Source organism: Nocardiopsis sp. LDBS0036 (assembly GCF_041228755.1).
Taxonomy (GTDB): Bacteria; Actinomycetota; Actinomycetes; order Streptosporangiales; family Streptosporangiaceae; genus Nocardiopsis; species Nocardiopsis dassonvillei.
On the sequence record NZ_CP141103.1, the window covers coordinates 1,003,059 to 1,022,520 of the forward strand.

The 19,462-nt window shown below is 73.2% G+C and carries 21 protein-coding genes and 1 pseudogene; 13 read left to right on the top strand and 9 right to left on the bottom strand.

What is annotated here, in order from left to right; genetic code table 11:
* Positions 1-122 precede the first annotated feature (122 nt).
* The gene (locus UIS43_RS04155) at positions 123-698 is read left to right on the top strand and encodes a Uma2 family endonuclease (RefSeq protein ID WP_013153129.1); all 576 of its coding nucleotides are present in this window, start codon (positions 123-125) and stop codon (positions 696-698) included.
* A gap of 10 nt (positions 699-708) precedes the next feature.
* Here UIS43_RS04155 and UIS43_RS04160 read toward each other — a convergent pair whose 3' ends face one another.
* From UIS43_RS04160 to ddaH, 3 genes are all read right to left on the bottom strand, one after another.
* Positions 709-1,665 carry a YafY family protein gene (locus tag UIS43_RS04160; RefSeq protein ID WP_013153130.1) on the bottom strand — a complete coding sequence of 319 codons (957 nt, stop codon included), beginning with the start codon at positions 1,663-1,665 and terminating at the stop codon, positions 709-711.
* Positions 1,666-1,758: 93 nt separating this feature from the next.
* A complete protein-coding gene (locus tag UIS43_RS04165) occupies positions 1,759-2,160 on the bottom strand; it encodes a RidA family protein (protein WP_370012521.1) in 402 nt (133 codons plus the stop codon).
* Between the two features lie 166 nt (positions 2,161-2,326).
* A complete protein-coding gene (ddaH, locus tag UIS43_RS04170) occupies positions 2,327-3,100 on the bottom strand; it encodes a dimethylargininase (RefSeq protein WP_370013226.1) in 774 nt (257 codons plus the stop codon).
* 135 nt (positions 3,101-3,235) lie between these two features.
* Here ddaH and UIS43_RS04175 point away from each other — a divergent pair, with 135 nt between their 5' ends.
* Together UIS43_RS04175 and UIS43_RS04180 are read left to right on the top strand one after the other, a co-directional pair.
* Complete coding sequence (locus tag UIS43_RS04175; protein WP_013153133.1) at positions 3,236-4,354, top strand: FAD-binding oxidoreductase; 1,119 nt, start codon at positions 3,236-3,238, stop codon at positions 4,352-4,354.
* Positions 4,355-4,463: 109 nt separating this feature from the next.
* Positions 4,464-4,751, top strand: a complete 288-nt coding sequence (locus UIS43_RS04180; RefSeq protein ID WP_013153134.1) for a YiaA/YiaB family inner membrane protein — start codon at positions 4,464-4,466, stop codon at positions 4,749-4,751.
* Between the two features lie 61 nt (positions 4,752-4,812).
* Here the strand turns inward: UIS43_RS04180 and bioB are convergent, their stop codons facing one another.
* From bioB to UIS43_RS04195, 3 genes and pseudogenes are all read right to left on the bottom strand, one after another.
* On the bottom strand, positions 4,813-5,874 hold the full coding sequence (gene bioB, locus UIS43_RS04185; protein ID WP_013153135.1) for a biotin synthase BioB: 1,062 nt from the start codon (positions 5,872-5,874) through the stop codon (positions 4,813-4,815).
* 253 nt (positions 5,875-6,127) lie between these two features.
* Positions 6,128-7,044: pseudogene (locus tag UIS43_RS04190) on the bottom strand (phosphotransferase).
* A 43-nt stretch (positions 7,045-7,087) separates the two neighbouring features.
* On the bottom strand, positions 7,088-7,705 hold the full coding sequence (locus UIS43_RS04195) for a TetR/AcrR family transcriptional regulator (RefSeq protein WP_041552673.1): 618 nt from the start codon (positions 7,703-7,705) through the stop codon (positions 7,088-7,090).
* A 56-nt stretch (positions 7,706-7,761) separates the two neighbouring features.
* Between UIS43_RS04195 and UIS43_RS04200 the strand changes: the two genes are divergently transcribed.
* Both UIS43_RS04200 and UIS43_RS04205 read left to right on the top strand, forming a co-directional pair.
* Complete coding sequence (locus UIS43_RS04200) at positions 7,762-8,658, top strand: oxidoreductase (protein WP_013153138.1); 897 nt, start codon at positions 7,762-7,764, stop codon at positions 8,656-8,658.
* Positions 8,659-8,674: 16 nt separating this feature from the next.
* Positions 8,675-9,148 (top strand): nuclear transport factor 2 family protein, encoded by a 474-nt coding sequence (locus UIS43_RS04205; RefSeq protein WP_013153139.1) that lies wholly within the window; start codon positions 8,675-8,677, stop codon positions 9,146-9,148.
* A 144-nt stretch (positions 9,149-9,292) separates the two neighbouring features.
* Here the strand turns inward: UIS43_RS04205 and UIS43_RS04210 are convergent, their stop codons facing one another.
* Positions 9,293-9,904, bottom strand: coding sequence for an HAD family phosphatase (locus UIS43_RS04210; RefSeq protein WP_071622099.1), 612 nt, complete (start codon positions 9,902-9,904; stop codon positions 9,293-9,295).
* Between the two features lie 194 nt (positions 9,905-10,098).
* Between UIS43_RS04210 and UIS43_RS04215 the strand changes: the two genes are divergently transcribed.
* Positions 10,099-11,526 carry a sugar porter family MFS transporter gene (locus UIS43_RS04215; protein WP_013153141.1) on the top strand — a complete coding sequence of 476 codons (1,428 nt, stop codon included), beginning with the start codon at positions 10,099-10,101 and terminating at the stop codon, positions 11,524-11,526.
* Between the two features lie 4 nt (positions 11,527-11,530).
* Here the strand turns inward: UIS43_RS04215 and UIS43_RS04220 are convergent, their stop codons facing one another.
* Entirely contained in the window at positions 11,531-11,779 is a 249-nt protein-coding gene (locus tag UIS43_RS04220; RefSeq protein ID WP_013153142.1) for an SHOCT domain-containing protein, read from the bottom strand.
* Between the two features lie 152 nt (positions 11,780-11,931).
* On the opposite strand from UIS43_RS04220, the gene pabB reads away from it, so the two are divergent.
* The 3 genes from pabB to UIS43_RS04235 all read left to right on the top strand — a co-directional run bounded on the left by pabB (position 11,932) and on the right by UIS43_RS04235 (position 15,126).
* A complete protein-coding gene (gene pabB / locus UIS43_RS04225; RefSeq protein ID WP_370012522.1) occupies positions 11,932-13,995 on the top strand; it encodes an aminodeoxychorismate synthase component I in 2,064 nt (687 codons plus the stop codon).
* A gap of 64 nt (positions 13,996-14,059) precedes the next feature.
* On the top strand, positions 14,060-14,677 hold the full coding sequence (locus UIS43_RS04230) for a DUF4291 domain-containing protein (RefSeq protein ID WP_370012523.1): 618 nt from the start codon (positions 14,060-14,062) through the stop codon (positions 14,675-14,677).
* A gap of 56 nt (positions 14,678-14,733) precedes the next feature.
* Positions 14,734-15,126 carry a DUF4440 domain-containing protein gene (locus UIS43_RS04235; RefSeq protein ID WP_117197835.1) on the top strand — a complete coding sequence of 131 codons (393 nt, stop codon included), beginning with the start codon at positions 14,734-14,736 and terminating at the stop codon, positions 15,124-15,126.
* Positions 15,127-15,202: 76 nt separating this feature from the next.
* On the opposite strand, the gene UIS43_RS04240 is transcribed toward UIS43_RS04235, so the two are convergent.
* Positions 15,203-15,784: a TetR/AcrR family transcriptional regulator gene (locus UIS43_RS04240; protein ID WP_013153146.1), complete on the bottom strand. Its 582-nt coding sequence runs from the start codon at positions 15,782-15,784 to the stop codon at positions 15,203-15,205.
* A gap of 94 nt (positions 15,785-15,878) precedes the next feature.
* Between UIS43_RS04240 and UIS43_RS04245 the strand changes: the two genes are divergently transcribed.
* The 4 genes from UIS43_RS04245 (at position 15,879) to UIS43_RS04260 (ending at position 19,435) form a co-directional block, all read left to right on the top strand.
* On the top strand, positions 15,879-16,742 hold the full coding sequence (locus tag UIS43_RS04245; RefSeq protein ID WP_013153147.1) for an NAD(P)-dependent oxidoreductase: 864 nt from the start codon (positions 15,879-15,881) through the stop codon (positions 16,740-16,742).
* Between the two features lie 212 nt (positions 16,743-16,954).
* Positions 16,955-17,794: a bifunctional 2-polyprenyl-6-hydroxyphenol methylase/3-demethylubiquinol 3-O-methyltransferase UbiG gene (locus UIS43_RS04250; protein ID WP_013153148.1), complete on the top strand. Its 840-nt coding sequence runs from the start codon at positions 16,955-16,957 to the stop codon at positions 17,792-17,794.
* A 250-nt stretch (positions 17,795-18,044) separates the two neighbouring features.
* A complete protein-coding gene (locus UIS43_RS04255; RefSeq protein ID WP_013153149.1) occupies positions 18,045-18,746 on the top strand; it encodes a metal-dependent transcriptional regulator in 702 nt (233 codons plus the stop codon).
* A gap of 83 nt (positions 18,747-18,829) precedes the next feature.
* A complete protein-coding gene (locus UIS43_RS04260; RefSeq protein ID WP_013153150.1) occupies positions 18,830-19,435 on the top strand; it encodes a Uma2 family endonuclease in 606 nt (201 codons plus the stop codon).
* The last annotated feature ends 27 nt before the right edge of the window (positions 19,436-19,462 follow it).

A 19,462-nucleotide genomic window follows, 5' to 3' on the forward strand; every position in this document is an offset into this window, starting at 1 on the left:
TCCGGAAAGAAACGACTCCCTAAAGTAGTGGTTTTGGCGTGCGTTCGGGCGAACTCCGCCCTGTCAGAGGCGGGGCGGGCTACGATTACCGCACAGGGAACTCCCACGACGGGTAGGCGGGTATGTGCGCACAGCCGGTACCGGACTGGCTCATCCCCCCGAGCAGGGGATTCAGAGCCGAGGACCTGGACACTCTGCCCGACCTCCCTCCCCACACAGAACTGATCGACGGGAGTCTCGTCCTCGTGAGTCCCCAGATGGGCTTCCACAGCGTTGTGATGGACCTGCTCACCATCGGTCTACGCCACACGGTTCCAGCTCACTACCGTGTGCGCCGTGAGATGACCGTGACGCTCGGACCGCGCCAGCGCCCCGAGCCGGACATCATGGTTGTGGCCACCGAGGCGGTGGACAACCGGCAGAGCACCTTCCTCCCGGATGCGGTGGCGCTTGCGGTCGAGGTGGTGTCGCAGGAGTCCATGGAGCGGGATCGGCACCGTAAGCCCCAGCTCTATGCCCAGGCGGGCATCCCCCACTTCTGGCGGGTGGAGAACAACGACAGCTCGCCCGTGGTGTACGTGTACGAGCTGGACCCGGCCAAGGCCTGTTATGTGCCCACCGGTATCCACCACGACCGGCTCAAGGTCGAGTTCCCCTACCCCGTGGACATCGACCTGACCGAGGTCCACCGACTCTGAACGCGCGGGCTCAGCCCGAGGCCGCCGCGCGGCCGAACCTCTCCGACAGGCGCGACATGTGCCCGCGCAGTTCGGCGGGCTCCTCCACCTCCATCTCCACGTCGAGCATGCCCAGGTAGCAGGCCATGTGGAGCAGCGAGTCCCCGGAGCACACCAGAACGCACGAGCGCTCGTCCACCGGCTCGATCCGCCCGAAGCCCGCCGCCGTGCGCTCGGCCTCCTCCGCCGGGACGAACAGCCTGATCCGCGCCTGCACGGGCCACATGTGCACGTCGATGCGTTCCCGCAGGTAGGCGGCGACCCCCTGCTCGGGCGGGTCGCGCGGGGGCACCCGCGGTCCGGTCGGCGTGAGCGGGCGCATCCGGTCCACCCGGAAGGTGCGCCAGTCGTCGCGTTCGGTGTCCCAGGCCACCAGGTACCAGCGCCGCCCGCGCGAGACCAGCCGGTGGGGCTCCACCACCCGGCGCGAGGCGCTGCCGTCGTGGCGCTCGTAGTCGAAGCGCAGCCGTTCGCTGTCCCGGCAGGTGGCGGCCACCAACGCGAGCACGTCGGCGTCCACCGTGGGCCCGTCGGAGGGCATGGGGACGGTGAAGGCGCCCAGGGCGTCCACCCGGCGCCGCAGCCGCGAGGGCAGCACCTGCAAGAGCTTGGCCAGGGCGCGCACCGAGGTCTCCTCGATCCCCGACACCCCGCCCTGGGCGGCGGTGCGCAGCCCGACCGCGACCGCCACGGCCTCGTCGTCGTCCAGCAGCAGGGGCGGCAGGGCGGCGCCCGCGCCGAGCTGGTAGCCGCCCCCGGTACCCATGGTGGCCTGGATGGGGTAGCCCAGCTCGCGGAGGCGGTCCACGTCGCGGCGGACGGTGCGCGGACTCACCTGGAGGCGGTCGGCGAGTTCGCCGCCCGGCCAGTCCTTGCGGGTCTGGAGCAGGGACAGCAGGCGCAGCAGGCGCGCGGAGGTCGCTCTCATGTCGGCAGTGTGCCAGGAGCGGAGGACGCTTTCGGTCCTCCACTCCTGGCGCCGGCCGGTCGGGCGGGATACTCAGGGCGGGGGAGGGATGCCTCAGCCGGTCACGGCGACCGCCTCCACCTCGACCAGCTGGTCGTCGTAGCCGAGCACGGCCACCCCGAGCAGGGTGCTGGGCGCGTCGTGCCCGCCCATGTGCGCGCGCACCACCTCCCAGGCCGCCAACAGGTCCTCCTGACGGTCGGAGGCGACGTAGACCGTGGTCTTGACGACGTCGGCCAGGTCGGCTCCGGCGTCGTTCAGCGCGGTGCGCAGGTTGCGCATGACCTGCTCGGCCTGGCCCGCGTAGTCGCCGACCGCGACGGTGCGGCCGTCCCCGTCGAGCGGGCAGGCGCCCGCGGTCCACACCACGCGCGCGGGCGCCCGGACCGTGGCGGCGTAGGCGTAGTCCACGGCCTCGGTCAGGGTCTGGCTGCGGATCAGTCGGACGGCGCTCATCGTTCTCCCGGGGGTTTCTGTCGGTCTCCGGCACCCCCGTCAACGACCGCGCGGGGGCCGCGGGTTCCGGTTCTGCCCACGGCAGAGGGCCCGCCTCCCCCGCCCTGAGGGAGGGGGCCGGGACCGAACGGCGTGCCCTCCCGCGCCGATCCGCGCCGCCGACCTCTCAGGACCGGTTGGGGATCAGGACGCTCAGGCAGGTCACGCACGCCTCCAGCTTCTCGAACTCGGAGACGTCCACCGGCAGCACCCGCCACCGGTCGGCGCTCAGCTGGTGGATCGTCTCGTGCGCGGCGGCGCTGACCAGCACGTCGCGTCCGCCCAGGGGCAGCACGTGTGCGCCCCGCTCCTCGGCCGCACGGCGCACGGGAGGCAGCGCGCCGGCCTCCACCAGCTCGGGCAGGCCCACCAGCGTGCCGTCGGGCAGCGCGGTCACCGCCGACTTCAGGTGCGGTGCCGCGCCCATACCCACGCGCACGACCTCCCGGCCCAGCGGCTTGAGCAGCTGTTCGAGCTGGGCGGCGCCCTCGGCGTCGGTGCGCCCGCCCACCCCCACGTAGACGGTCGACCCCACCTGGAGCACGTCACCGCCGTCCAGGGTCCCGGGCGCCTCCACCCGCGCCACCCGCAGGCCGAGCCTGCGCACCGCCGCCTCGACCCCCTCCACCTCGCCGCGGCGCTCACGCGCGCCGGGGCGGGTCAGGACCGCCAGGTCCTCGCACACCACCACGGTGTCCTCCACGAACACCGCGTCGGGGTGCTCGGGCGCCGGTTCGACCTCGCACACCCGCCACCCGGCCGAGGCGACGGCCTCCTGGTAGATCGTGTACTGGCGCGCTGCCAGGACCGGGTCCACCTCCGTGCGGGGGGCGGCGCCCCGTGCCAGGTCGGGGCCGGGGCGGCGCATCAGGGCGACCCCGTAGTAGGTGTATCCGTCCACGTACACGTCCTCCAGGGGTGCGGCGCCGGGATCTGGGAAGAGCACAACCTATCGCGCACCCGTACCCTTTTTCCGGACGCGGCACGCGGGTCGTTCGGCTTGTTCGCCGGTGCGGGCGGGGGCAGGGTGGTGGCCATGGACGTGATCATTGTCGGCGGCGGGATCGTGGGGACGAGCGCGGCGTTCCACCTGGCCAGGAAGGGCGTGTCCACCGCGCTGGTGGACGCCTCGCACCCCGGGCAGGCCACGGCCGCCGGGTTGGGGGTGGTCTTCCCCTGGCCGCTGCCGTGGGACGAGCCGCCGGTGTGGGACTTCAAGGCCCGCGCGGCCGAGCACTACCCGCGGCTGATGGCCGAGCTGGCCGAGGACGGCCAGGCCACCGGTTACGAGGTGGTCGGGGGCCTGTCCGTGGACCGGGAGGGCGACGACGCCGGGTTCGACCTGCTGCGCAACCTGTCCGAGCGCCCGGAGTTCGCGACGATGGGCGCGGTGGAGCGCCTGGCCCCGGGCGGGCCGCGCGAGCGGTTCCCGCTCCTGCCCGAAGCCTACGGCGGGGTGTTCGTGGAGGGCATGGCCCGGCTGAACGGGGCGGCGGCGCGGGTCGCCCTGTTCAACGCCGCCGAGGAGCGGGGACTGCGCTACTTCAAGGGGGAGTGCCGCCTGCTGTGGGACGGCCGCCGGGTGGGCGGTGTGCGGGTGGGGAGCGAGGCCCTGGAGGCGCCCGTGGTCGTGGTGGCCGCGGGCGCGTGGTCGGCCGGACTGCTGGCGACCGCCGGTGTGGACCTGCCCGTGCACCCGGTGCGCGGGCAGGTGACGCACTTCGCGCTGCCGGGGCGCGACACCCGCGCCTGGCCGGTGGTGCGGTTCGGCGAGCGCGGGTACTTCGTGTCGGCCTTCGGCCCCGACCGGGTGGTCACCGGCGGCACGTGGGAACCGGAGGCCGGGTTCGACCGGCGGGTGACGGCGTCGGGCCTGCTGCACAACCTCTCCACCGCGGTCGAGGTGCTGCCCGAACTGGCGGACGCCACGGTGGTGGAGACGCGGGTGGGGCTGCGGCCGTGCACGCACGACGGACGGCAGCTGCTGGGGACCGTGGAACGGCTGCCCGGTGTGGTGGTGGCGACCGGGCTGGGCGGCGAGGGGCTGACCTTCGGGCCCTTCCAGGGGCTGGTCGCCGCCCGGCTGGCCATGGGGGAGGACCCCGGCGTGGACCTGTCCCCCTTCCGGCCCGACCGGCCCATGGCCCCCGCCTGACCCCGTCCGCGGCGGGAGCGGCCCGGACCGTCCGGGGCCGGCGGGGCCAGGCGTGGAGTTGAGTAGCGGTACTCAGGCGCGCGGTCGGGGGAGCCGTCAGCATGGACGCATGAACCCCTACACCCCCCAGCCCCGGTCCACCCCGCAGTTCTTCCTCCAGTCCGTCCTGTCCTTCGGCGCGGCGTCGGTCGGAGTGGGCGCGGGGATCGTCTACCTCCCCGTCGACCTGTGGATCCGGGCCTTCCTCGGCCTGGGCCTGCTCTACGTGGTCACGTCCACGTTCACCCTGGCCAAGTGCGTGCGCGACCGGCAGGAGGACGCGCTGGCCGCCGAGGCCGCCCAGAACTACCAGCAGATCCCCGTCTGGAACGCGGAGCAGCCCGTCCCGCGCTCCTGAGCGGGACGGGTCGGCGCGGCGCGCGGGGACGGAGCGCGCCGCGCCCCGGGCCGCGCCGGTGTCAGGCGTTGGGCGGAAGAGCGGTTCCGGCGCCCCTCCGGCGCGGCCTGAGCAGGTCGTGGCGCTCCCTGGGCAGGGTGGGCTCGCCCGCGCCCTGCACGGTGAAACCGGCGTCCTCGATCATCTCCAGGTCGGCCCGGCCCGCCTGTCCCTCGCTGGTGAGGTAGTCGCCCAGGAACACCGAGTTGGCGATGTGCAGCGCCAGCGGCTGGAGGGAGCGCAGGTGGATCTCGCGGCCGCCCGCCAGGCGCACCTCCACGTCGGGGAAGACGAACCGGGCGGCGGCCAGGACGCGCAGGCACCGCTGCGGGGTCAGCTCCCAGGTGCCCTCCAGCGGGGTGCCCTCGAAGGGCATGAGGAAGTTGACCGGCACCGAGTCCGGTTCCAGTTCGCGCAGCGCGAACAGGGCGTCGACCAGGTCGTCGTCGCTCTCCCGCATCCCGGCGATCAGCCCGGAGCAGGGGGACAGGCCCGCTTGCTTCGCCCGGGTCACGGTGTCCACCCGGTCGGCGAACGCGTGGGTGGTGCAGATGTCGGCGTAGCGCTCCTCCGAGGTGTTGAGGTTGTGGTTGTAGGCGTCGGCCCCGGCCCGGCGCAGCCGGTCGGCCTGGCCCTCGGAGAGCAGACCCAGGCAGGCGCACACCTCCACGCCGGGGTGCTCGCTCTTGATGCCCTCGATGGCGGGGGCCAGCCGTTCCACGTCGCGGTCGGTGGGGCCGCGCCCGCTGGCCACCAGGCAGACCCGGGTGGCGCCCGCCCTCACCCCGTGGGAGGCGGCCTCGCGGGTCTGGTCGGGCCTGAGCCAGGTGTACCTGACGATTCCGGCGTCGGAGCCCAGGCGCTGGGAGCAGTAGGAGCAGTCCTCCGGGCACAGTCCGCTCTTGACGTTCACGAGGTAGTTGAGCTTGACGCGGCGCTCGAAGTAACGCCGTCGGACGCGGAAGGCCGCGGCGACCAGGTCCATCAGGTCGTCGTCGGAGCTGCTCAGAACTCCGAGGAGTTCGGCGCGGGTGGGCGTCTCGCGGCGAAGGGCCTTCTCGGCCAGGGGAAGGAATGTGGTCACGGGGACGATCCTGGGGCTCCGGACGCGGACGGCGCAGTCGCCTAACCAGCCAAAAACGCGGCGGAAGTCTTGTGCGGGGCGGCTGTTTGCCCCGTCCCTCCTCCCGCCGGGGGCTCCGCAGGGGGCTCCGGGCCGCCCGGTGGCCGCTGGCGCCGGTCTTCGTCGCCTGGGGCCGCCGGGCGCGGGCCGGGGCGGCGGGAACCGCTGAGGGCGTGAGGCTCTGGTCAGCGGCTTCCGCCGGGACACCCCCCGGTCACCGCTGGAGCGACGCGGTGAGGCGCCGCAACGAGGCGTGGGCGGGCGGTCCCCAGGTGGCCTTGCCGCCGGGGCGGCCGTGGACCCCGGCGTCCCCGATGTGGATACCGCTGAGGGCGCGCAGCACCGCCCAGCCGCGGGCGCGGCGCAGGGTCGCGGCGTCCGGGCCCGGCCGGTAGGCGGCGTGGAAGAGGTCGGCGGCGCCGTCCGGCAGCAGGATCCACGCGGCGGCGAGGTCGCAGGCGGGTCACCGGCGAAGAGGTCGCCGAAGTCGATCACGCCCGAGAGGTCGCCGCCCGTGGTCAGGACGTTGGCAGGGTGCAGGTCGCCGTGGAGCCACACCCGCGGGCCCGCCCACTCGGGCGCGGCGACGGCGTCCTCCCAGACCGCGCGGACGGCGTCCGGGTCGCGGACCAGACCCCGTTCGACGGCCGCGGCGAGTCCTCGGGTGAAGTCCTCGGCGGTCTCGGCCAGCGGGTTCCCCCGGTCCCGGCCCGTCGGCGCGTCGTCCGGGGCGGGGTGGTGCAGGGCCGTCAGGAAGGCGGCCAGGGTGGCGGCGGCCTCCTCGGCGCGCGTCGCGGGGGCGCGGTCGGCGGGTTCGCCGGGCACCCAGGTGGTGACGAGCCAGGGCCGCGGGAACCGTGCGGAGGGCTCGGTGAGGCGCTGCGGGACGGGGACCGGCAGGGGAAGGAGCGGGGCGAGGGCGGGCAGCCAGGTGTGTTCCTTGCGCAGCAGCGCGTCCGCGGACCGCGTCGCCCAGGGCAGCCGGACGGCGAGGTCGTCGCCGAGCCGCCACACCTGGTTGTCCCAGCCGCGCGCTCCGAGTCTGAGGGGCAGGTCCGCCAGGTCGGGGTGCCGCTCGCGCAGCAGGTCCCGGACCAGGTCCTCGGTGATGTCCGTTCCGTGGGTTGTCATCAACGGCAACGATAGAGGGGCGGTGGGTTCGGCCGGTGGACGGTTACCGGCCGTGGGGGCGGGCGCCCCGCAGGAACTGCTCGACCGCGGTCTCGACCAGCCCGTCGAGCCTGTCCGCGTCGATCATGCCGCCGTTGACCATCGTCGCGATGCCCTGCACGGTCGCGTACAGGATGATCCCGATGCGCTCGGGGTCGCCGTGTTCGAGCGCGCCGCGCTCCTGGCCCTCCTCGATCAGCTCGCTGACCTGCCCGAAGGCGGCCTCGGCCGCCTCGACGAGCCGTGTGGCTCCCGGCCGGTGTTTGCCGGAGTTCATCAGTTCGAGCAGCGCGGCGTTCTCGGTGGCGAAACGGGCGAAGGCCAGCACGGCCCCGTGCACCCGTACGTCGAACGCGTCCCCGGCCTCCGCCAGCGCGGTGCGCAGCGCCTCGCCCAACCGGACGAACCCCGCCTCGGCCAGGGCGTCGAGGAGCGCCTGCCGGTCGGCGAAGTGCCTCCGCGGCGCGGCGTGGCTCACGCCGACCTCCCTGGCCAGGTCCCGCAGGGAGAGCTGGTCCGCTCCGTGCTCGCGCAGCTGGCGCGCGGCGGCGTCGAGGATCGCGCTGCGGAGGTTGCCGTGGTGGTAGGGGCGCTGCCCGGCGGGTGGGGTCACGTCCGCCATCCTAACACGCGATGTTTGCATTGACATCATTGTTTGCACTGACTACATTCGGGGCCATGCCACCGTTGTCCGTCGAAGACGTCCCTTCCATGACCGGCCGCACCGCCGTCGTCACCGGCGCGAACAGCGGGATCGGACGCGTCACCGCCCGCGTCCTCGCCGAACGCGGCGCCCGGGTCCTGCTCGCCGTCCGCGACCTCGACAGGGGCCGCGCCGCCGCCGCGACGATGGCCGGTGACGTCGAGGTCCGCGAACTCGACCTCGCCGACCTGTCCTCGATACGGGCGTTCGCGCGGCGGCTCACCGAGCCCGTCGACCTGCTCGTCAACAACGCCGGCCTGTCGCTCCCGCCGTTGTCCCGCACCGCCGACGGTTTCGAGTCGCAGTTCGGGACCAACCACCTCGGCCACTTCGCGCTCACGAACCTGCTGCTGCCGCGGATCCGGGGAAGGGTCGTCACGGTGGCCTCGCTCGCGCACCTGATCGGCTCGATCGACTTCGCCGACCTCAACTGGGAGCGCAAGCCCTACCGGGCCTATCCCGCCTACGGCCAGTCCAAACTCGCCAACCTCCTGTTCGCCTCGGAACTCCAGCGGCGCCTCGCCGAGGCCGGTTCCCCGGTGACATCGACGGCCGCCCACCCCGGAATCTCCGCCACGAACCTGATGAGGACCGAGGGGCGCGGCCTGTGGCTGCGGGCGAGCCAGGCACTGATCGGTCTGGTCACGCAGAGCGCGGAACAGGGCGCCCTGCCCACGCTCTACGCCGCCACGGCGGACGTCCCCGGCGACAGCTACGCCGGTCCCCGCCGCATGATGGGGCTCCGGGGCGCACCGAAGCTGGTCCCACGCGCGGCGAAGGCGCGCGACGTCGACGCCGCGCGCCGACTGTGGCGGGCCTCCGAGGAACTCACCGGAGTGGCCTTTCCGCTGAGGACACCTCACACCGCCTGACATCCCCAGCGGCGCCATGAACCCGACCGTTCACCGACTCCGCCGCCGTCGACACCGGCGCGCCCCAGGAAAGGAACGTCCCCTGACGCGGACACACCACACACGGCCCCACGACGCCGAACTCAGGCGTCTGCTGGACCGGGCCGAGATCAGCGAGGTCCAGACCCGCTACGCCACCGGAACCGACTCCCGTGACTGGGAGCTGTTCCGCTCCTGCTTCACGGACGAGGTCGAGGTCGACTTCGGCGAGGGCTTCGGCCCGCCGGCCGTACGCCTCACCGCCGACGCGTGGGTCGCGGGTACCGCGCCGCGGACGGAGTCCTTCCAGGCCGCGCAGCACATGCGCACGAACCACGTGGTCACCTTCGACGGGGACGACCACGCCACGTGTATGGCCCACGTGCGGGCGAGCCACCACCTGCCCAACAGCCTGGGCGACAGCGACCGGGCGGGAGAGGATGTCAAACGAACCGGTTCGCCCGCACCCTGAACGGCTGGCGCGTCGCCGGCGTGAAGCTGACGCCCCTGTGGATGACCGGGAACTTCGGCGTCTTCCAGTCCGCCCTCGCCGCAGAGGACGCCGCCTGAGACGGCGGTACCCGAGCCGAGCCCCGGACCGCGCGGCGGACGGGGCTCAGCCCGCCGGAGCGGACTCCCAGCGCGCGAGGCCCTCGCGGAACCCGTCGGCGGCGGTGAACACGTGGCCGCCCATGCCCAGCGCCTCGGCGGCCCGGACGTTCTCCTCGCGGTCGTCGACGAAGAGGATGCGCCCCGGCTCCACGCCCAGGGCCTCCTGGCACCACCGGTAGGCGCCCGGTTCGGGCTTGGCTCGGCGGATACGGCAGGAGAAGGCGCGCACGTGGAAGCGGTCGAGCCAGGGGTGGTGCGCCTCGTAGTGGGCGGCCAACTCCTCGGGGATGTTGGACAGCAGCCCGATCCGCCGGCCGGAGGCCGCGAGCTCCCCGACCAGGGCGACCATGGTCTCGTCCACGGCGCTCCAGCTGGCGACGTCGGCCTCGACGAGCGCGGCGATGCGCTCCCCGTCGAAGCGCGTGCCCAGGTCCTCGCCCACGCCGCGCCAGTACTCGGCGGCGCTCACGTCCGCGCGGTCGTAGGGCTGGCGCCGCGCCCAGTACGCCTCCCAGAAGGCCGGGGCTGGTGCGCCCGCGATCCGGACCAACCGGTCCCTGCCCTCCTCGGACTGGTGGCGGGCAAGGACGCCGAACAGGTCGAAGAGCACGGTCAACAGGACACACCTTCCTCACGGCACCGTCGGGAACCCGTCCAGATCGTACGCGGTCGGGCACCGCGTGACCGATACACGTCGCGGGCCAAACGATGGACATCTTTTGGCCCGTGGGCGTTTTGTCCGTGACCCTCGGCTTCCCGACGTGTCCACTCTGGGGACGAGCACTGTGCGACGTGGAAGGGACACCAGACGTGAGCGGAGCCAGACAGGCCGGGGACGAGTCGGTTCCGGCGGGGGAGGGCAACATCGTCCACGTGACGATGATCGCCGCGGCCGCGGCGATGGGCGGTTTCCTGTTCGGCTACGACAGCGCGGTCATCAACGGAGCGGTACCCGCCATCCAGGAGTACTTCGGAGTGGGCCCCGCCACGCTGGGCTTCACGGTCGCCGCCGCGCTCCTGGGCTGCGTGGTGGGCGCCGCGGTCGCGGGGGCCCTGGCCGACCGCCTCGGCCGCATCCGCACCATGCAGATCGCCGGTGTGCTGTTCGCGATCAGCGCCGTCGGCTCGGCGCTGCCGTTCAACGTGTGGGACCTGACCGCCTGGCGGATCCTGGGCGGTGTCGCCATCGGCCTGGCCTCGGTGATCGCCCCGACCTACATCGCAGAGGTGTCGCCCGCGGCCTACCGCGGCCGCCTGGCGTCGTTGCAGCAGCTGGCCATCGTGCTGGGCATCGCCGCCTCGCAGCTGGTCAACTACGGCATCGCCCAGATGGCCGACGGCACCGCGAGCGGCATGCTGGGGCCGATCCAGGCCTGGCAGTGGATGCTGGGCGTCGAGGTCCTGCCCGCCCTGGTCTACCTGGGGCTGAGCGTGCTCATCCCCGAATCTCCCCGCTACCTGGTGCGCGTGGGGCAGACCGAACGCGCCCGCCGCATCCTGGCCGACGTCGAGGGCGGCGGAGCCGAGCGGGTGGACAAGCGCATCGGGGAGATCCGCGAGGCGCTGGGCTCGGAGGTCCGGCCCAGGCTGAGCGACCTGACCGGCCGCTACGGTCTGCTGCCCATCGTGTGGATCGGCATGGCCGTCTCGGCGTTCCAACAGCTGGTCGGGATCAACGTCATCTTCTACTACTCCAGTTCGCTGTGGCAGTCCGTGGGGGTGGAGGAGTCGGCCTCGCTGCTGCTGAGCCTGTTCACCTCCATCGTGAACATCGTGGGTACGTTCGTGGCGATCCTGCTGGTGGACCGGGTCGGCCGCAAGCCGCTGCTGCTGGTGGGCTCGGCCGGGATGACGGTGGCGCTGGCGCTGGCCGCCTACGCCTTCAACCACGCGGTGGTGCGGGGCGAGGAGGTGACGCTGTCGTTCGGCTGGGGCGCGGTGGCGCTGACCGCGGCCAGCCTGTTCGTGCTCTTCTTCGCGCTGTCGTGGGGCGTGGTCGTGTGGGTGCTGCTGGGGGAGATGTTCCCGCTGCGCATCCGTGCCGCGGCGATGGGCGTGGCCACCGCGACCCAGTGGCTCACCAACTGGCTCATCACCGTGAGCTTCCCGAGCCTGCGCGACTGGAGCCTGAGCGGCACGTACCTGATGTACGCGTTCTTCGCGCTGGTGTCGTTCTTCTTCGTGCTGAGGTTCGTGAAGGAGACCCGCGGCAAGACCCTGGAGGAGATGCGGGGCTGAGGGTTCAGCGCTCCAGGTCGATCTTGCGCTGGAGGAACTCCTCCCGGTCGATCTGGCCGCGCGCGTATCTGAGCCGCAGCTCCTCCTCCGCCGCGTCCACGGCCTGCGGCGCGGGCGCGGCGGGGGTCCGGCGACGCCCCGGCCGGGCCAGGTCGGCACGGGCCGCGCCCGCCACGGACGCCACCGTGACGACGAAGAAGACGCCCAGCGCCACCATGATCATCATGACGACCGCGGCCATGACGTAGGTCATCGTCTGCTCCCCACTCCTGGAAGAAACGCTCCTCTCCTTCCTGTGTACCCCTGACCGGGGTTCTTCTCCAGGGGTCCTTCGCGCCTGTGGACAACCGCCCCGTCCGGATCGCCGTAACCTGGATTGTCGGGATACGGACGAAAAGGGTGGTTATGCGCGTCCTCCTCGTGGACAACCACGACTCCTACACCTACAACCTCTTCCAGCTCCTGGCGCGCGTCCTCGGCCGGACCCCGGCGGTGCTCACCCACGACGACCCCCGCTGGGACCGGCTCGACCCGGCGGACCTGGACGCCGTGGTCGTCTCACCGGGCCCGGGCCGCCCCCAGAACCCCCGCGACCTGGGCCGCGTCCCCGAACTCCTGGCCCGCACCCGGCTGCCCGTCCTGGGGGTGTGCCTGGGCCACCAGGCCATCGCCCACCTGGCCGGGGCGGACGTGGTCTCGGCCCCCCAGCCCCGCCACGGCCACCTGTCCCGGATCCGGCACACCGGCGCGGGCCTGTTCGCGGGCCTGCCCCAGGGCCTCACCGCCGTCCGCTACCACTCCCTGGCCGTTCCCGAGCCCCTGCCCGAGACGCTGACGGCCACCGCATGGGCCGAGGACGGCGTGGTCATGGGCCTGGAGCACCGCACGCTGCCCCGCTGGGGCGTGCAGTTCCACCCCGAGTCGGTGGCCAGCGAGCACGGCGCGGAGCTGGTCGCGAACTTCCTGGACCTGGCCCGCCCGCACACCGCCCTGGCGGCCGCGCCCCCGGGCCCGCCCCCGGAACGGGACGCGGCCGCCCGGGGCGGGAAGGCCCCGACGGCGGTGCCCGGAGAGCGCCCCGACGCCCCCGCGGCCGCGGGGGCTCCGACCGTCCGCATGCGCGAACTCCCCATGGCCGTGGACACCGAGGCCGCCTTCGCCCGCCTGTACGGCGACGCCGAGTACGCGTTCTGGCTGGACAGCTCCCGTCCGGAGGGCCCCGCGCGCTTCTCCTTCCTCGGCGCCGCCACCGGCGAGGTGCTCACCTACCGCGTCGGCGGCCCCGTCACCGTGCGCGCCGCGGACGGCACCGAGCACCGCGAGCCCGGCAGCGTCTTCGACGCCCTCGACCGCCGCCTCCCCCCGCCCTCTCCCTCCGGCCTGCCCTTCGACTTCACAGGAGGGTACGTCGGCTACCTCGGCTACGAGCTCAAGGCCGACTGCGGCGGCGACAGCGCCCACACCTCGTCCGAACCCGACGCGGTGTGGCTGCGCTGCGACCGGTTCGTGGCCGTCGACCACCACCGCGACCGCACCTACGCGGTGTGCGCCGACGACCTCCCCGGCGGCGACGCCTGGCTCGACGCGACCCTGACCGCCCTCACCGACCTGCCGCCGCTGTCGGCACCCGTCCCCGCCGCCCCGTCCGCCGACCTGGCCCGCCTGCTGGAGCGCCCGCGCGAGGACTACGTGGCCGACGTCAAGGAGTGCCTGGCCGAGCTCACCGCCGGGGAGAGCTACGAGATCTGCCTGACCAACCGGGTCCGCCTGCCCCACGACGGGGGAGACCTGGACTCCTACCGCCGCCTGCGCGCGGCCAGCCCCGCGCCCTACGCCGCCCTGCTGCGGCTGGGGCCCACGAGCGTGCTCAGCGCCTCGCCCGAGCGCTTCCTGCGCGTGGACGGCGACCGCGCGGCCGAGAGCCGCCCCATCAAGGGCACCGCGCCGCGCCACGCCGACCCGGCCACCGACGCGCGCGCGGCCCGGGAGCTGCGCACCGGCGCCAAGACCCGCGCCGAGAACCTCATGATCGTCGACCTGCTCCGCAACGACCTGGGGCGGGTGTGCGAGGTCGGCAGCGTCGAGGTGCCCGCGTTCATGTACACCGAGTCCTACGCCACCGTGCACCAGCTGGTCTCCACCGTGCGGGGCGTGCTGCGCCCGCGGGTGTCGGCCGTGGAGGCGGTCCGCGCCTGCTTCCCCGGCGGGTCGATGACGGGCGCGCCCAAGGAGCGCACCATGCGCATCCTCGACCGCCTGGAGACCTCCGCGCGCGGGGTCTACTCCGGCGCGCTGGGCTACGTGTCCTCCTCCGGCGCGGCCGACCTCAGCGTCGTCATCCGCACCGCCGTGCTCAGCGGCGGCGAGCTGACCATCGGCGCGGGCGGAGCGGTCGTGCTGGACTCCGATCCCGAGGAGGAGTACGAGGAGATGCTGCTCAAGGCCGACGTGCCCGCCCGCGCCCGCTGACCGGTCCCCGGCGTGGGCGGAAAACCGCTTGCCTCGCCCGGTTCCCGGACACCACGCTGGGCCCATGGACGTCCCCAGGCACCAGATCCGCGCGCTCCACACCGACAGCACGGTCACCGTCTACCAGGCCTACGCCCCCTCGCTCGGGCTGGCCGCCGCGCGCGAGGGACGCTTCCCCTCCGCCTGGAAGCGCGACCGCATGACCTGGATCAAGCCTTCGTTCCTGTGGATGATGTACAGGTGCGGATGGGGGCTGAAGAGGGACCAGGAGACCGTGCTGGCGGTGGAGATCACCCGAGCGGGCTTCGCGTGGGCGCTGCGCAACGCGTGCCTGTCGCACCACGCGCCCGCCGTCCACCCCGACCGGGAGACCTGGCGCGCGCGGCTGCGCGAGGCGCCGGCCCGTGTGCAGTGGGACCCCGAGCGCGACCTGTACCTGACCCCGCTGGAACACCGCTCCCTGCAACTGGGGCTGGCGGGCGAGGCCGCGCGGCGCTACGCGGACGAGTGGATCGTCTCGATCACCGACGTCACCCCGCTCGCGCACCGGGTGCACACCCTGGTCCAGGAGGGGGACACCGCCGCGGCGGCCCGGCTGCTGCCCGCCGAGCGCCCCTACCCTGTCGCGCAGGGGGAGCTGGACCACCTGCGCCCCGCCCGTGAACACGACGCCGCGGTGTGACCGCGCACCGCCCGGTCGGTGTCGCCGTGGTCGGACAGCTCGGACGGGGGTCGGTTGTGTACGGAGCCGCAGACGGGGCGGGCGAGGCGGTCCAGCGGGTGATCGAGGGGGAGCTGCGGCTGCTGGAACCCCACGTGCGCGCCTCGCGCAGGCTCGCCGGGGAGCTGCTGGACCCCGAGTTCACCGAGGTGGGCAGATCGGGCAGGCGCTGGGACCGGGAGACGATGCTGGCCGAGCTCCCCTCCATGGACGGCCCGGACACGACGGGGCCGCAACGGCGCCGGGTGCGGGTCGGCGACATGGTGGGGCGGCTGCTCGCCCCGGACCTGGTGCACCTGACCTACGCCACCGAGGCCGACGGGGCGCGGGCCCTGCGCAGCTCCCTGTGGCGCCGCAACGCGGACGGCGCGTGGCGGCTGTACTACCACCAGGGCACGCCCGCGCCCTGAAACGCCGAGCCCGCACCGCCATGCGCGCGGCGCGGGACACGCGCCCGGCCGCGTCGGCGGTCGGGGACCGCCGCCCTCAGCGGTAGGAGTCGACCAGCCGGGCCAGGTGCCTTCCGGCGATCTCCAGCGGCGCCTCGCTCCGGGAGACCTGCGCGGACATCTCGGCCCCCTCCAGGGCGGCGACCACCGTGTGCGCGAGCTCGTGGGCGTCCTCCTCCCCGAACCCGGAGCGCAGCAGCTTGTCGCGGACCAGGCCGCGCCAGTTCTCGAAGGCCCGCGCGGCGGCCTCCTGGATGTCGGGGTCGAGTCCGGCGCTCTCCAGGGCCACGGTGGTGATGGGGCAGCCGTCGAGCCAGCCGGAGGCGCGCAGCCCCGCGGCCAGGTCCCGGGTGCAGGCGACGATCGCCTCGGCCGGGTCGTCCACGCGCGCGAACACCTCGCGCAGGGCCAGGGCGAACTCCTCGTCCCCGTGGCGGACGGCCTCGACCGCCAGCTCCCGCTTGCCCCCGGGGAAGAAGTGGTAGACCGAGCCCAAAGTCGCCTCGGCCTCACGGGAGATCTCCTTGAGTCCGGTGGCTCCGTAGCCCTGCCTCTGCATCAGGCGGGAGGTCGCCCGGACGATCCGCTCCCTCGTACCGATCTCGTGCTGGGTCCTCATGCGCCCAGCCTAGTGAATAGAACGTCCGTTCTAGGACTGTGCTACTGTCCCCAAGACTGAGTAGAACGTTCGTTTTAGAAATGTGGAGGGCATGATGAGCACCGGATCGGTGACCGTGATCGGCCTGGGCCCCATGGGCCGGGCCATGGCCGACGCCTACCTGGACAGCGGCTACGCGGTGACGGTGTGGAACCGCACCGCCCACCGGGCCGACCCGCTGGTGGCCAGGGGCGCCGTGCGGGCGGAGAGCGCGGAGGCGGCGCTGAGGGCGAACCGGCTCGTGGTGCTGAGCCTGACCGACTACGCAGCGATGTACGACGTCCTCGGCACCGCCGACCCGTCGGCGCTGGCCGGGCGCACCCTGGTCAACCTCAGCTCCGACACCCCCGACCGCGTCCGCGAGGCGGCGCGCTGGACCGCCGGGCGCGGAGCCGTACAGGTCACCGGCGGGGTCCAGGTCCCGCCGCCCGCCATCGGCGGCACGGACGCCATGACCTACTACAGCGGCCCGAAGGAGGCCGTCGAGACCCACCGGTCCGCCCTGGAGGTGCTGACGGGCATCGAGTACCTGGGGGATGACCCCGGTCTGGCCGCGCTGTTCTACCAACTGGGCATGGACATGTTCTGGACGGGCCTGGTCGGTTACGTGCACGCCCAGGCCACGGCCTCGGCCAACGGCGTCTCGGCGCGGGAGTTCCTTCCCATCGCCCTGAAGACCATGGACTTCCGGTACTTCCTGGAGTTCTACGCGCCGCGCGTCGACGCGGGCGAGCACGGGGGCGACGTGGACCGCCTGACCATGGCCGCGGCCAGCATGGAGCACGTGCTGCACACGGTGGAGGCCTCCGGCGTGGACGGCTCCCTGCCCGCCGCCGTGTTGGACGTGATGCGCAGAGGGGTCGCGGCCGGGCGCGGCGGGGACAGCCTGACGAGCCTGACCGAGGTGCTGAGGGGCTGACACCCCGGGCCCGGAGCGCGCCTCCCGGAGGCGATCGGCTCCGGGTCGGCGGGCGCCCGGAAAATCCCGGCGGGGCGGGCGCGCCGAGCTGTACCATCGGGCGGCGCGTCCGACGGCCGGGGGACCCCGTCCCCCGGCGGGCAGGACACCGGTGCGGGCGGGCGCCGCCCGTGCGCACCACTTCCCGAGTACACGGAGCGAGGCGGCCAGACGTGAGCGAGCACGACAGGGCGATCGCCCAGAACCGCGCGAACTGGGACCAGCGCGCCGACGTCCACGCCCGGTCCGCGATGTACGACGTCGACGGGCTGATCGCGGACCCCTCCCGCCCCTCCCCGGTCGTGCGCAACGACCTCGCGGTACTCGCGCCCCACCTGGAGGGCGGCACGGTGGCGGGGAGGTCGCTGCTGCACCTGCAGTGCCACATCGGCACCGACACCGTCTGCTGGGCCCGCTTGGGCGCCGTGGACGTCCACGGCCTGGACCTGTCGCCGAACTCGCTGGCCCACGCCCGGCGCATCGCCGACGCCGTCGGCGCCGACGTCACCTGGGTCGAGGGCGACGCGCGCACCGCCTCCCGGGTCATCGACCGCACGTTCGAGGTGATCGTGACCAGCGCCGGGACGATCGTGTGGCTGCCCGAGCTGCGCTCGTGGGCCCGGTCGATCCACGACCTGCTGGAACCGGGCGGGGTGTTCGCGATCCGCGACGACCACCCGATCCTGGGCGCCATGGACTTCGAACCGTGGCAGGTGAGCGGCGACTACCTCAGCGGCGGGGGCGCCAACGTCTACGAGGACGCGGCCACCTACACCGACGGACCCACGGACTCCATCACGCAGACCGTCAACCACGAGTGGCGCCACGACCTGGCGGAGGTGACGGGCGCGCTGCTGGAGGCCGGGCTGGTCGTCGAGGCGCTCGGAGAGCACCCGTTCATGGACTGGCCCGCCTTCTCCGGCCTGGTGGAGTGCCCGCAGGGGTGGCGGCTGCCCGAGGGCGCCCCCAGGATCCCGCTGAACTTCTCGGTGGTCGCGCGCCGCCCTGGGTGACCCCCACGCGAGCCGCCCCGCCAACAGCAGGGACAGGGGAACGCGGCGACGGCGTGCGTACCACTCCCCGCTCCCGTCGAAGAGCACCGGCCGGAGCGGAGCCAGCACGCGACCCTCGGCGGCCGGGCGCCCCCGTCGGCGCGGCCGTCCCGCGCCGGCTCCGGACGCCCGGGAGTACCGCGCCTGAGGTTGTCCACAGGGCCGATGCGCACATGGTGGCCGGTGAGCCGTCCGCGATACGGTTGGGATCATGGACAACGCACCGACACGACCGTCCACGTCGGTTGAGGACTACGTGAAGGTCATCTACGACCTCCAGGAACGCGGCAACGGGCCGGTGACCATCTCCGGCATGGCCGAGCGCCTGTCGGTGTCCAACTCCTCGGTGTCGGGGATGCTGCGCAAACTCAGCGAACTGGGCCTGGTGGAGCACCGGCGCTACGGCGCGGTCAACCTCACCGAGCCGGGCACCAAGGCGGCCCTGTCGGTGCTGCGCCGCCACCGTCTGCTGGAGACCTACCTGGTCGCCGAGCTGGGCTACTCCTGGGACGAGGTGCACGACGAGGCCGAGATCCTCGAACACGTGGTCTCGGACAAGTTCGTCGACCGCATCGCCCACCACCTGGGCGACCCCGTGGTCGACCCGCACGGCGACCCCATCCCCACCCGCGACGGCCACATCGTCGAGCGCGAGAGCCTGCTGCTGTCGGAGGCGGAGAAGGGCGTCAGCGGCGTGATCGTGCGCGTCAACGACACCGATCCCGACCTGCTGCGCTACCTGGCCGACATCGAGATCGGCATCGGGATGCGGGTGGAGGTGGCCGAGCGCCGCCCCTACGCCGGGTCGATGCAGATCACCGTGGGCGCCGACGCGGGCGCTCCCCAGCGCTCCCAGGCCCTGGGTCTGGTGGCCGCCGAGGCACTGTGGATCAGCCCCGACGACCAGGGGTAGGACTTTCCCGGAAACGCCGTCGCTACCCGAAGGACGTGGCTACCGTGGGTGACGAGAACGATCCGACGACCGGAGGCAGCGACATGCCCGTTTCCCCTGTGGCCGAACGCCAGTCCTCCACCGGATCCCGGTACGAGCCGCTGACCCCGCCTCCGGAGGGATTCACCGCCGACGACCTGGACAGCATCCCGGATCTTCCGCCGCACACCGAACTCATCGACGGAAGCCTGGTACTGGTGACCCCTCAACGCAACTTCCACACGGTCGTGCTCTCGGTCCTGGACACTCGCCTGTTCGAGCAGGCCCCCGACCGCCTGCGCGTGCGCAGGGAGATGACCCTCAAACTCGGTCCGCGGCAAAGGCCCGAACCCGACCTCATCCTGGTACAGGCCCAGGCCACCGGGGGGACGGAACAGACCTGGTTCGCACCCGAGGCGGTGGAACTGGTGGTCGAGGTGGTCTCTCCCGAGTCGGAGCTGCGCGACCGTGAGCGCAAACCGCAGCTGTACGCCGAGGCCGGTATCCCCAACTTCTGGCTGATCGAGCAGGACCGGGGCGAAGCCGTGGTCTACGTGCACGAACTCGCGCCCACCGGCGGCTACACCAGGCCGACGGTCCACCGACAGCGCCTCAAGACTTCCCGGCCCTTCCCCGTCGACATCGACCTGACCGAGATCCAGCGCCGCTGAGCCGGTCCCCCCGTCCCTGGTCGGGCG

Coding starts and splice junctions, on each gene's coding strand:
- UIS43_RS04200 (WP_013153138.1), top strand. CDS start 7,762: ATGCCACCGTTGTCCGTCGAAGACGTCCCTTCCATGACCGGCCGCACC.
- UIS43_RS04195 (WP_041552673.1), bottom strand. CDS start 7,705: ATGGCGGACGTGACCCCACCCGCCGGGCAGCGCCCCTACCACCACGGC.
- UIS43_RS04155 (WP_013153129.1), top strand. CDS start 123: ATGTGCGCACAGCCGGTACCGGACTGGCTCATCCCCCCGAGCAGGGGA.
- UIS43_RS04220 (WP_013153142.1), bottom strand. CDS start 11,779: ATGACCTACGTCATGGCCGCGGTCGTCATGATGATCATGGTGGCGCTG.
- UIS43_RS04255 (WP_013153149.1), top strand. CDS start 18,045: ATGGACAACGCACCGACACGACCGTCCACGTCGGTTGAGGACTACGTG.
- UIS43_RS04245 (WP_013153147.1), top strand. CDS start 15,879: ATGAGCACCGGATCGGTGACCGTGATCGGCCTGGGCCCCATGGGCCGG.
- UIS43_RS04160 (WP_013153130.1), bottom strand. CDS start 1,665: ATGAGAGCGACCTCCGCGCGCCTGCTGCGCCTGCTGTCCCTGCTCCAG.
- UIS43_RS04175 (WP_013153133.1), top strand. CDS start 3,236: ATGGACGTGATCATTGTCGGCGGCGGGATCGTGGGGACGAGCGCGGCG.
- pabB (WP_370012522.1), top strand. CDS start 11,932: ATGCGCGTCCTCCTCGTGGACAACCACGACTCCTACACCTACAACCTC.
- UIS43_RS04165 (WP_370012521.1), bottom strand. CDS start 2,160: ATGAGCGCCGTCCGACTGATCCGCAGCCAGACCCTGACCGAGGCCGTG.
- UIS43_RS04240 (WP_013153146.1), bottom strand. CDS start 15,784: ATGAGGACCCAGCACGAGATCGGTACGAGGGAGCGGATCGTCCGGGCG.
- UIS43_RS04260 (WP_013153150.1), top strand. CDS start 18,830: ATGCCCGTTTCCCCTGTGGCCGAACGCCAGTCCTCCACCGGATCCCGG.
- UIS43_RS04230 (WP_370012523.1), top strand. CDS start 14,060: ATGGACGTCCCCAGGCACCAGATCCGCGCGCTCCACACCGACAGCACG.
- UIS43_RS04205 (WP_013153139.1), top strand. CDS start 8,675: ATGAACCCGACCGTTCACCGACTCCGCCGCCGTCGACACCGGCGCGCC.
- UIS43_RS04180 (WP_013153134.1), top strand. CDS start 4,464: ATGAACCCCTACACCCCCCAGCCCCGGTCCACCCCGCAGTTCTTCCTC.